We start from the raw sequence: 12,875 nt of genomic DNA, 5'->3' as shown, positions 1-12,875 counted from the left end.
AACATTCAGAAGCTCATGCATTAGGATTTCTAAGAGTAATCGATTAGTTTTGGTTTCCGCTCGAAAAAGTACGATCCAATTCCAGGAAAAATCCGTGTTCCAACCGCACGATTTACTATCGCCAAACTAAGCTTATGAGCCGCATTCCTGGAATTGGCCGCCACTACGGCCGCTATCTTCTCGTCCTGCTTTGCCTGGTCGGTTCCCTGGCCGTTCGCGCCGAGGGCACCCTGGAGGTCATGACCAACTCGGTCAACGGCGTCGGCCTCAACATCAGTAACGTCAACTCCGTGACGTCGGGCCCCTACCGCGATGCCCCCACCGAGAACCGCCTCCGGTTCTACCTGAAAGCCGGTGAGCGCCTTCACTTCGGCTGGAATGCCTATAACCGCAACGACCCCACGCCCACGCAGGTTCCCGTGTACTACCGCATCATCCGGTCGTCCGACGAGGTGGAGGTGGTGCCGCCGACCCTGGTGACCCCCGGAACCGGAAACCGGGGCTATATCCCCTCGTTTGCCGCCGCCCAGGCCGGTCCCGATACGCTGGCCGGAGCCGGCGGATACAAAGCCCTCGAATTCATTCCGGGCACAGCGGGCGAGTACTTCATCGAGATCTACCAGAGCGACGACGGGGGCCAGACTGCCCTCGCTGCTCAGGACACCGTGCTGGTATTCTTCGACTTCACCGTGTTTGAAGCGACTCCGCTCAACGTGAAGCCCGGCCGCGTCTACTCCCAGGGCTGGAGCCTCCTGACGTACAACCCGGTGAGCTTCCGCGGCGACATCACCAAGCCCATGGAGCTGAACTCGTTCTACGGCTATACCGCCGACAGCACCATTGCCCAGATCACCTTCCAGGGCGGTTTCCGACCCCTTGCCTTCGTGGTGTACTTCAATAAGTACGGCGCCGACCCCACCGAGCCCGACTGGTTCATCAGCCGCCAGTCGAAGTCGCAAAGCGGGTCGCCGACCACGCTCGCCAACGGCTATAACGTATTCATCAATTTCCCCGACCCGGAGATCTTCCCGCTGGCCGACGACCCCGAGGCGCCGGTGCTTAAGAGCATCACGGGCTGCCCCGGCAATTACAAGCTCAACGTACAGGTCAAATCTCCCGGCGACCTCCGCCTCCTGCTCGACCTCGACGGCAACCCGGGCTATGACGCCGGCACCGAAGACCGCTATGTATATGGCCTGAACGCCATGCCCGGCATGGTGGAAGTGGACTGGGACGGCCTCGACGGCCTCGGCGACCCGGTTTCGGGCAACGTCCAGATCGCCACCTCCTCCAAGCTGATGCGCGGCCGCACCAACCTGCCCTTCTTCGACGCAGAACTCAACCAGTATGGCTTTACCGTGACCACCTTCTCGCCGAACACCTACGAGCCCACCCTGTACTGGGACGACTCGCAATTGGGCACCGACGCTACCTGCAACGGCGCCACCAACAACAACAACACGACCCCCGCGGGGCTCAACGTGAGCGAGACAGGCGTATCGCAATACCACGACGTGGCCGGCACCCCGCAGTTCCTGGGCAACCGGGCCTGGGACGGGGCCGATATAGACAACCCGCCCGTGATCCCCACGACGATGTCCGCGGGCAGCGGCGCCAACACCCCGGCCCTGCTCTGCGACGACTACGGCAACTTCCGCATCCTCAACACCTGGTTCTGGACCGGCGAGGTTTCTTCCACCGACACCACCCTCACCGTTCCGAACACCACCTGCAGCCTGCCGCTCACGCTCCTGCAGTTTGCCGCGGAAAAGCGCGGAACCACGGCCCGCCTCCACTGGACCACCGCCGACGAAGTGCGCTTCCGTCATTTCGTGGTGGAGCGCAGCCTCGATGGCCGCAGCTACAGCTCCATCGGCACCGTGCCCGGCCTCGGCGGCGCCCGTAACCAGTACAGCTTCTCCGACGACATCGCCTCCTTCCCGAACAACCGCCTCTATTACCGCCTCCGCCAGGTCGACGAAGACGGCTCCTACCGCTACAGCCGCGTGGTGGTGCTCCAGGCCCGCAGCAACGGCGAGTTCAGCGTCAGCGGCCTCGCCAACCCGGTGAAGGATGCGATCCGCTTCCAGCTGTCGGCCGGTAGCCCGGCCCGCGCCCAGCTCCTGCTGAGCGACGCTACCGGGCGGGTGCTGCACCGCCAGACGGCCGACCTACTGCGCGGCAGCAACGCCGTCGAGCTTTCGCGGATCGGCACGCTGAGCGCCGGCCTCTACTTCCTGAGCATCGAAGCCAATGGGACCCGGCAGGTGCATAAGCTCGTCGTAGGGCGCTAAATCCCACCGATGTGCTTGATTGAGTGCCGTTTAGACCTGCGCTTAGAAAAGTTTAAATAAAAACACTTAAAAAGCCTTGCATTTACGCTGCTGATGTTTTTTCTTTGACTTCCGTTTTTGCGTGAAAACACGATGCGTGTCCGTAAAAACCACATACGCACCCCCCCCTCAGCCAGACGAATACCAAAGCAAAACTCCTTTTTATGAGCCAAGAAATGAAAGCGGCACGGCCGTTGACCCAACTGCGGTTTGCGTTTTTCCTGCTCGCTCTGCTGATGGGCCTCACCACCACAGCACAGGTCTGCCCCTTTACCGTGAACCTGCAGAGCATCACACCCAGCACCTGTAATGGCCCCACCGGTTCCATCCGCATCTTTGCGCCCACAGGCGGCCTGGCACCCTATACCTACTCGTGGAACACGAGCCCGCTGCGTACTTCTCAGAACCTGCTCAGCGTGATGCCCGGTACCTATACCCTCACGGTCCGCGACCGCCGCGGCTGCGTGGTCACCCGCACCTGGACGATCACCAACACGCCCGACGTGACCCCGCCGACCATCCAGTGCAAGGCGCCCATCATCGTCAACACCGAGCCGGGCCTTTGCGGCGCCTACATCAACTTCGTGGATGCGATGCCCATCGACTACCGCACCGGCGGCCCGGTAAAAGGCGGCAACAAAGGCACGCCTTCCGCTACGGCCCGCTGGGGCACGCCCCTCTCGGTAACGGTGGAGAAGCCGTTGATCGGCGACGAATGCAACGAAGTCACCATCTCCGGTGTGCGCCTCGACGGTCAGCCCCTCGACGCACTCTACCAGCTGGGCAACACCTCCATCCTCTGGACCGCCACCGATGCAGCCGGCAATACGGCCACCTGCACACAGGTCTATACCGTAGTGGACGTGGAAGCGCCGGTGCTTACGAATGTACCCGCCGCCATTGTCGACACCGCCGAGTTCGCCGGCTGTGGCCGAATCATTACCTGGACGCTGCCGACCGCCACCGATAACTGCTCCGCCCTGCTCTCTTCCAGTCACCCCTCGGGTTCCTATTTCGGGGTGGGCACTACCAACGTCACCTATACGGCGGCCGACCCCACCGGCAACAGCAACACCGAGACGTTCAGCATCACGATCCTTGATACGCAGAAGCCCATCATCCTCACCTGCGCACCCGCCGTTGTGGTGGCTGCGGGCCCCGACTGCAGGGCCACGGCTACGTTGCCCGGCCCCACCGCCTCCGACAACTGCCCCAGCAGCGAGCTGGTGTACAGCAACGACGCACCCGCCACCTTCCCCATCGGCACCACGACCGTAACCTGGTCGGTACGCGATGGCGCCGGCAACACCGCCACCTGCACCCAGCTCGTGACCGTGACCGACAGCTCCGTGCCGGTGCCCCTCGTTGATAACCTGCCCGAAGTAACGGGTGAGTGCAGCGCCACCGTAACCGCGCCCAGCGCGCAGGATTGCGACGGCGTCATCACCGCCACCACTGCGGACCCCACCACTTATACCACGCCCGGCACCTACACCGTGCGCTGGGTGTATACCGATGCCGCCGGCAACAGCGCCACACAGCAGCAGCAGGTGACCGTGTACGACACCGTTCCTCCCAGCATCGAGTGCCCCGCCTCCATCACCGTGGCCGCCGACCAGCGCTGTGGCCGCTTCGTGAACGTAGGCCAGGCCACCGGCTCCGACAACTGCTCCGTGACCGTGACCGGCGTACGGGCCGACGGCAAGTCCCTCACGGATTGCTACCCGGTAGGCACCACCGTCATCACCTGGACTGCGGTAGACGGCGCCGGCCATCGTGTATCCTGCACCCAGCAGGTGACCGTAACGGAGATCCGCATCTCCGGTACCGTATTTAACGACGGCAACGGAAACACCGACGGCCTTATTAATGGCACGCCCATTTCGAATGCCGGCGGCAGCCTCTATGTGAACCTCGTGGACGACGCCACGCAAACCATTGTCGCCTCCAGTGCCCTGACGAACGGCACGTTCAGCTTCGGCAGCGCCGATGGCCTCTTTGCCGGCATCAGCACCTACCGCCTCGTGCTGGCTGGCTCGGCCTCCGCTACGGCACCCGGCCTCCCCGATGCCACCCAGTGGAAGCACACCGGCGAAGGCACGGGTGGCACCGCCGGCGACGGCACTGTAAACGGTGAGTATGTATTCGGCGCCCCGGCAGCCGACGGACAGGTGATCGATTTCGGCATCAAGCAACAACCCGTAGTGACCTGCCCTGCCGCCCTCACGCTTGCGGCAACCGGCTGCGGCGCCACTCCGGCCATCACAGCGCCTTCCTATGCTCCGGCATCGGCTTCCCTTGGAAGCAGCCGCAGCGACGGCCAGTCGATGGACGCGGCCTACCCGCTCGGCACCACCACCATCACCTGGACCGTGACCGATGCAGCAGGCGAAGCCGTGAGCTGCACGCAAGCCATCACCGTAACGGATAACACCTCCCCGGTGCTTTCCACACCGGCGCCCATCGTGCACTGCACCGACGGCGCAGGCGATAACGAAATCCTCTCGGCCGCCGTTACCGACAATTGCGTCAGCACCATTAGCTGGACCCTCAGCGGCGCCACCACCGGCAGCGGCACGGGCGCCACGGTGCAGGCAGGCTTCCCTATTGGCGTGACCACGGTGACCTGGACGGCCACGGATGCCGCGGGCAACCTCAGCACCGGCAGCACCACCGTGACCATTTATCCCCGCCCCACGGCCGCCATCTCGGTGACCGGGCAGGACGACCTGTGCAACCGCACCACGCTCACGGGCACGGGCGGCAGCAGCTACGAATGGATCAATGGCTCCACTACGGTTGGCACCGCGTCTGCCCTGGCGCTTCCGCTCGCCGGCTGCTCCAACCCCGCTGCACCGGGCTGCAGCAACAGCTTCCAGCTCTATGTTACCGACGCCAACGGCTGCCGCAGCGCGGTTCCGGCCACCTATACCCATACGCCCCCGGCCAATACGGACCTGTATACGATCGTGGGCCTCGACAATGTGAGCCTCGGCGAGAGCAACGACGTGCAGACCGGCTCGGTAGGCGTCAACGGAAGCACCGGCAAGGCCAGCATTGGCAGCGCCAGCAAGGTGAACGGCGCCGGCGCCTTCGTGAAGGCCCCCGTCATCAGCGCCGCCGCAACGGCCACCGTGCCGGGTAAGATCCTGGCCCCCGCCGGCTATACGCTTCCGGCCCAGCAATCCTGGAGCGGCAGCTACACCGGCCTCGCTAACCACACCGTGGCCGCCAACAGCACGGTGACGCTCGGAGCCAACTACGGCGATCTCTATGTGTCCAAAGGCGCAACGGTAACGCTTACGGGCAGCACCTTCCGCGCAGTCACCATCGAGGAGGGCGCTAAAGTGACGTTCACCGCTTCCACCCTCAACCTGCAGACGCTGGTGGTGGGCAACGGCAACAATAACAACATCGCCACGGCCAACTTCGCCGCCAACAGCAACGTACGCATCAGCGGTAGCCTCACCGTCGGCATGAAGTCGGTAGTGAATGCCCCCAATTACCGCGTCACCTTCTATCTCGGCGCAGACGCAGCTGCAGATAAGGTATATGTGAAAGGCGGCGGCGCTGTTGTCAACGGCATCTTCTACGCACCTACGGGCACCATTCGTGTAGGCACCAACCAGGGCGTGCCCACCACCACTGCGCCCACGGCCAGCAACTGCACACAGAACAACTCCTGTATCTACATCACCTATAAGGGCTATGTACAGAACAGCAACGGCACGTATACGGTCACGTTCCAGGTCATGAATACCTGCGGCAACGCAGTGAGCAATATGGCCTTTGAGCTGAGCACCGGTACCGCCCTCTCCTGGACGAAGAGCAGCAGCATCGGCTACAGCGCCGAGAACACGACCACCAACCCCTTCCGGAGCCTGAAGCTCAATACGATCGGCGAGGGCATCAAGAACGGACAGACCGAGACCATTTCGTATACGATGAAGGCAACGCAGCTCACGGCCATGTCCACGATCCGCGTAGCGGTCAAATATGCCAATAATACGGCCACGGCTTCCTTCTCCCGCGAGGGCTGCGGCTCCACCGTCATTCCCGCTACCTGCACACCGTCGACCCTCAATGGCCTCTTCGTGGCTAAGCAGGTGATCTCCGACAAATGCGTAAACTGGAATGCCTTCCGCTGCGACGGCAGCCTGCAGCGCACGATCGGCGAGGTAGTAAAAGGCAGCGAGCCGGCTCCTGCGGCCACGGGCACGATGGTGACGACGACGGACGGCGAAGCTGCCGGGGCTTCCGTAACGGCTTTCCCCAACCCCACCAAAGGCGACTTCCGCCTCCTGCTCCGCGGCTTTGCCGCAGGGCCCGTGCAGGTGCAGGTCATCAACGCTTCGGGTGTTGTGGTGGCCGGCCGCCAGCTGACCGTTGGCCTCAAGGAGGAACTGCACCCGGTGTCGCTTCCGGTACTCACCCCAGGACTCTATTCGGTTCGCGTCAGCGGCCGCGACGGAGCGCTAAGCACGCGAATTGTGATCGCCCGATGAGGGGGAGCGTGTCAGCGAGTGAGCGGGTGAGCAAGTGAGCGTGTCAGCACGTGAGCCCGCGCGCCATCGGTGCACCGGCGCCGAAGCTTTAGCACAGGGGCCCGGGAGCCTCTGGCGCGGAGGCCGATGCGACGTAAGAAGAACGGATGCCTTCGGCATCCGTTCTTTAGTTAACAGGCGTGAGCCGTTCACCCGCTCACCCGCTCACCCCCTCACTCCCCAACACCACCCGCTCCACCACCTCGGCGAAATGCCGGTGCTCGAGCGCGAGCACCCGCGCGGCGAGGGTATCGGGGCTGTCGCCGGGAAGCACGGGGCAGCGTGCCTGGAAGATGTGGTCGCCGTGATCGTAATGTTCGTCCACGTAATGGATCGTGATGCCCGACTCAGTTTCGCCGGCCTCCAGCACCGCCTGGTGCACGTGCGCGCCCCACATGCCCTTACCCCCGAACCGGGGCAGGAGCGCGGGGTGGATGTTGACGATGCGACGCGGGTAGGCCTCGATGAGCGCTGCCGGTACCTTCCACAGGAAGCCGGCGAGCACCAGGAAGCTGATACCGGCCGCCTTCAACTCGGGCAGGTAGGCATCGCCGCTGAGAAAGCGACCCCGCTCGATGAGCAGCTCCGGGATGCCCGCCGCCGCGGCCTTCGCCCGCACGCCTGCTTCCGGCTTGTTGCACACCAGCAGCGTTACCTGCACGGTGGGATGCTGCGCGAAATGACGGATGATGCGTTCGGCATTGGAACCGGAGCCCGAGGCGAACACCGCGATGCGCTCCGTGTGACCGGGGCCGGTAGCTGAAACAGTAGGGATCATGCAATTAGGTTGAGGAACGCTTCACCGAAGCGTCCGCAAAGGAAGCACAATGTCGGTCATCGGGGAAACGGTGCTGTCGATCCTGTAAAAATTGTGCTCCGGAAGGTGCTTCCGATTTCCTGATCTTCGTCATGTTTTTTCACATTTCCGCGAAAAAAAAGAGTGTTTGATGAATCTTTCCCTTACCTTTTCGCGGCCCCTTTTCACACACTATCTAATTCGCTGAAATGCAGGCCTGTAGCGGGTTAAAAAAAATTTAACAGGGATGCTATTTTGTAATATCCGTGTCATATTTTTGCACCCGATTCGGAAATTTTCCACATTTAGATCAGTTGAATCTATGATTTTTCTTAAGACTCGCGTAACGAAAATTGCCCTGCTCAGTTTCTTTTCGCTGTTCTTTTCTTTCTCCATATATGCTCAAGAAGGTAAGCAACTGTTTCAGCAGAATTGCCAGACCTGCCACGCGCTCGACAAGGACCTGACGGGTCCTGCACTGCGTGGTTTCAAGGAGCGCGGCCCCTGGGGCGACCAGAAAGAGCTCTATAAGTGGATCCACAACCCCGCATCCTATCTCCAGGGTAACGCCTACGCCAAAGCGCTCCAGCAGAAGTACGGCGCCATCATGCAGGCATTCCCCCAGCTTACCGAGAAGCAGATCGACGCCATCACTGATTATATCGTAAGCGCTCCCGCTGCCGGCCAGAAGACGGACGGTGGTGATGGTGCCGGCGCCGCTGCTAACCAGCAAGGCGAAGGCAACGGCTCGCTCATCTTCGGCGTGGTGTCCATCATCCTGGCCATCATCGCGCTGATCCTGATGCAGGTGAACAACAACCTGAAGAAACTCTCCGACGATAAGGAAGGCATCAACCGCCCCGAGCAGGTGCCCTTCTGGCGCAACAAAGTATACATCGCCCTCATCGCGCTCCTGCTCTTCGTCGTTGGCGGCTACTACGTTGCAAAAGGCGCCATCGGCCTCGGCCGCCAGCAAGGCTACCAGCCCGAGCAGCCGATCTACTATTCGCACAAGGTGCACGCCGGCGTCAACCAGATCAACTGTCTTTATTGCCACGGCTCCGCATGGGAATCCAAGCACGCCGCCATACCCTCCCTTAATGTTTGTATGAACTGCCACAAGGCCATCTCCACCTACGAGAAAGGTCCGAAGCTTTATAACGAGGAAGGCAACGAGATCAACGGTACCGCCGAGATCCAGAAGCTCTATAAGTACGCCGGCTACACCCCGGGCAAGCCCTGGGATCCGAGCAAGGCCAAGTCGCCGGAGTGGGTAAAGATCCACAACCTCCCCGACCACGTGTACTTCAACCACGCCCAGCACGTGAACGCCGGTAAGGTAGCCTGCCAGACCTGCCACGGCAACATCCAGGAAATGGACGTGGTGAAGCAGGTGTCGGAACTCAGCATGGGCTGGTGTATCAACTGCCACCGCGAAACGAAGGTGAACTTCTTCAACGGCAAGGACAGCACCGGCAACAAGTTCTACTCCATCTACGAGAAGTTCCACAACGACGTCAACGCCGGCAAGATGGACTCCGTGAAAGTAGCCGACATCGGTGGCCTCGAGTGCCAGAAGTGCCACTACTAAAATGTTGTCTGTAGTCCATGACTACAGACGGCAACACAGTTCTTTAATTACTGCATCACTCCTCCCGCACAGCTGTTCGTCGTCTTAGACTACGGACGCCACTACAAACAACTGTGCACCAGGACCGTATATTCTTCTTAGACTAAAACAAACCCAGACCGCGTAGCGCGTCGGGGAAGACATCAAATATGAGCACAAACAAGTATTGGCAAAGTTTCGCTGAACTGAACGACAACAAACGCTTTCAGCAGCAGAACCAGGACGAGTTCCGGGAGCAGCTGCCGTTTGAAGACCTCGACAAGGGTCTGCTCGATGCCAAGACGCCGCGCCGCGACTTCCTCAAGTACGTAGGCTTCAGCACTGCCGCCGCCACCATCGCCGCTTCCTGCCAGATGCCCGTGCGCAAGGCCGTTCCCTACGTCAACCGTCCCGAAAACGTGACGCCGGGTGTGGCCAAGTACTACGCCACCACCTTCGTTCAGGACGGTGAAGTGATTCCCGCGGTAGCCAAGGTGCGCGATGGCCGCCCCATCAAGCTGGAAGGCAACACGCTCTCCCCGCTCACGAAGGGTGGTACCTCTCCCCGCATGCAGGCCTCCGTGCTCGACCTGTACGATACCTTCCGCATCACCCACCCGCAGCGCAACGCCGGCAACGGTAAGTGGGAGGAGATCCCGAAGTTCGAGCAGCTCGATAGCCAGATCGCTTCCGCTATGGCCGGCCTCGGCGGCGGCGCCGTCGTGCTCCTCACCAGCACCATCAACTCGCCCTCCACGCGCCAGCTCATCTCCGAGTTCCTCGGCCGCGTACCGGGCGCCCGCCACGTACAATACGACGCCGTTTCCTACAGCGGTATGATCCAGGCCAATATGGCCGGCTTCGGCCGCCCGAAGGAGTCTGCCATCCCCGGCTACAACTTCGACCGCGCCGCCGTCATCGTCTCCATCGGCGCCGACTTCCTCGGCACCTGGCTCACCCCCGTCGACTTTGCCCGCCAGTACGCTACCGGCCGCAAGATCAACGAGGCTGCGCCCAAGATGAACAAGCACTACCAGCTCGAAAGCTTCCTGAGCCTCACCGGCTCCAACGCCGACGAGCGCTATGTGCACCGTCCCTCCGAAACCGGCAACGTGGTGATGGCCCTCGCCAACGCCCTCGGCGTAGCGGGTACGCCCAACAACCTCCCCAACGGCATCCTCCGCAACAAGATCGCCGAGATCGCCACGGAGCTCAAGGCCGCCGGCCGTAACGCACTCGTGGTGTGCGGTTCCAACGACCCCAACGTTCAGACGGTGGTCAACGCCATCAACAGCGCCCTCGGTGCTTACGGCAACACCATCGACTGGGGTAGCCCGCTCGTAACGAAGGCCGCCATCGACAAGGACATGAACGACCTCGTAACGGCGATGAACGCCGGCCAGGTGGGTGCCCTGCTCGTGTACGATGCCAACCCCGCTTACGACTACTTCAACGCCAAAGGCTTCACCGACGGCCTGAAGAAAGTACGCCTCTCCGTTTCCTTCAACGCCAAGATGGACGAGACGACGGCCCTGTGCCAGTACGCCGTGCCTTCGCACCACTACCTCGAAAGCTGGGGTGATGCCGAATCGCGCAGCGGTAATATCTCCTTCATCCAGCCCACCATCTTCCCCCTGTTCAAGACCCGCCCCTTCCAGACTTCGCTGCTGAAGTGGAGCGGCAACAATACCGATTGGGAAACCTACTTCCGCGGCTACTGGAGCGGTAAGCTCGGTGGCGCCGCCGGATTCGACGGAGCCCTGCAGGACGGCGTGCTCGCCAACGGCCGCACCGTTGCCGCACCGGCCACTGCCACCTCCGGAAGCTTCGTTACCGACACCATCAACACGGACGGCACTACGACCACCTTTGCCACGCCTCCCGCAGGCGGCGGCCAGGCCGGCTCTTTCAATGGCGGTGGTGTAGGCGCAGCGGTGCTGGCCCTCTCTGCCGCCGCTACCCGCCCCGCCAACGAAGTGGTGCTGTACCAGAACGTTGCCATGGGCTCCGGCAAGCAAAGCGCCAACCCCTGGCTGCTCGAGCTGCCCGACCCGATCACCAAAGCTACCTGGGACAACTTCGCCATGATCTCCGTGGCCAAGGCCAAGGAGCTGGGCATCGAGCTCGATTCCGACTACGAATACTACCGAGAGAAGCCGCAGATCGACATCACGGTGAACGGCGTGACCCTCACGCTCCCCGTGCTCGCAATCCCCGGCGTGGAGAAGGATACCATCGCCATCGCCGTCGGCTACGGCCGCTCCGAAGCCTATGGCAAGGCAGCAGCCGGTACGGGTCCGAACGTGTTCCCCTTCGCCCGCTTCAACGGCAACACCGTTGACTACCATAATGCCGCCAGCAAAGTGGTCATCTCCGAGAAGGGCCAGTACAAGATCGCCCAGACGCAGGTGCACAACTCCTACGAGAACCGCCAGGAAGTGGTGAAAGAGACCACGATGGCCGCCTTCCTGCTGGAGCCCACCAAGTTCCGCCACCAGCGCGACGAGCTCGTGGCCGACTACGCCAAGAAGACCGGCGACTACCGCCACGAGGCCACGCTTTATGCGAAGCCGAACGAGAAAGGCGGCAACAACTACGACCACGGCTTCCACGGCGCCAAGTGGGGCATGGCCATCGATATGAACTCCTGCATCGGCTGCGGTGCCTGCGTGGTGGCCTGCCACCTCGAGAACAACGTGCCGGTGGTGGGTAAGAGCGAAGTGCTCCGTGCGCACGAAATGCACTGGCTGCGCATCGACCGCTACTTCGTAAGCGAAGGCGAGAATGCCGACAACCTGAAGGCGGTAGTATTCCAGCCCATGCTGTGCCAGCACTGCGACAACGCTCCCTGCGAAAACGTTTGCCCGGTAGCAGCCACCATGCACTCCTCGGAAGGCATCAACCAGATGGCCTACAACCGCTGCATCGGCACCCGCTACTGCGCCAATAACTGCCCTTATAAAGTACGCCGCTTCAACTGGGCCGACTACACCGGCGCCTCCACCCACGGCAAGCTCGGACCCGAGTCCGGCGTCGGTGCCCGCGACTTCGTGATCGAGCAGATGAACGACGACCTTACCCGCATGGTGCTGAACCCCGACGTGGTGACGCGCTCGCGCGGTGTGATGGAGAAGTGCACCTTCTGCGTGCAGCGCACCCAGGAAGGCAAGCTGAAGGCGAAACTCGAGAACCGTCCCCTCGGTGGTGACGAAGTACAGAGCGCCTGCGCCCAGGCCTGCCCCACCAACGCGATCGTATTCGGCAACGCCAACGACCCGAACAGCACCGTATCGCAGTGGCGCAAGAACAACCCGAACCGTCTCTTCCACGTGATCGAGCAGATCCACACCCTCCCCAACGTGAGCTACCTGGCCAAGGTGCGCAACTCCAAGGAGATCCCGGTGAACCCCGAGAACATGGGCGGCCACGGTCGCCAGGAAGACCACGGCGGCGTGAAGGAGCACGGCGAGAAGCCGGCTGCGACCCCGGTACACGACTAAGAACGGGAATCGGTAATCGGGAATCGGCAATTGCGATTCCTTCGAATAAAAAAGTTTCTAAAAGGGCCCGATGCACGCAGAGGGCCGAACGAC

Annotated in this window: 5 protein-coding genes; 4 read left to right on the top strand and 1 reads right to left on the bottom strand. The window is 61.9% G+C overall.

The features are described 5' to 3' along the window. The first annotated feature begins 134 nt into the window (after nucleotides 1-134). Nucleotides 135-2,294, top strand: a complete 2,160-nt coding sequence (locus tag ABD937_RS21335; RefSeq protein ID WP_345257995.1) for a T9SS type A sorting domain-containing protein — start codon at nucleotides 135-137, stop codon at nucleotides 2,292-2,294. Between the two features lie 203 nt (nucleotides 2,295-2,497). Beyond that, a complete protein-coding gene (locus ABD937_RS21330) occupies nucleotides 2,498-6,838 on the top strand; it encodes an HYR domain-containing protein (protein ID WP_345257993.1) in 4,341 nt (1,446 codons plus the stop codon). Between the two features lie 196 nt (nucleotides 6,839-7,034). Here ABD937_RS21330 and purN read toward each other — a convergent pair whose 3' ends face one another. Next, nucleotides 7,035-7,655: a phosphoribosylglycinamide formyltransferase gene (gene purN / locus ABD937_RS21325; RefSeq protein ID WP_345257992.1), complete on the bottom strand. Its 621-nt coding sequence runs from the start codon at nucleotides 7,653-7,655 to the stop codon at nucleotides 7,035-7,037. Between the two features lie 340 nt (nucleotides 7,656-7,995). On the opposite strand from purN, the gene ABD937_RS21320 reads away from it, so the two are divergent. Next, nucleotides 7,996-9,264, top strand: coding sequence for a c-type cytochrome (locus ABD937_RS21320; RefSeq protein ID WP_345257991.1), 1,269 nt, complete (start codon nucleotides 7,996-7,998; stop codon nucleotides 9,262-9,264). Nucleotides 9,265-9,452: 188 nt separating this feature from the next. After that, nucleotides 9,453-12,782 carry a TAT-variant-translocated molybdopterin oxidoreductase gene (locus ABD937_RS21315; RefSeq protein ID WP_345257990.1) on the top strand — a complete coding sequence of 1,110 codons (3,330 nt, stop codon included), beginning with the start codon at nucleotides 9,453-9,455 and terminating at the stop codon, nucleotides 12,780-12,782. The last annotated feature ends 93 nt before the right edge of the window (nucleotides 12,783-12,875 follow it).

It is taken from the genome of Flaviaestuariibacter amylovorans (assembly GCF_039541815.1).
GTDB lineage: Bacteria > Bacteroidota > Bacteroidia > Chitinophagales > Chitinophagaceae > Flavisolibacter > Flavisolibacter amylovorans.
This window is presented reverse-complemented; position numbering and strand designations above follow the sequence as displayed.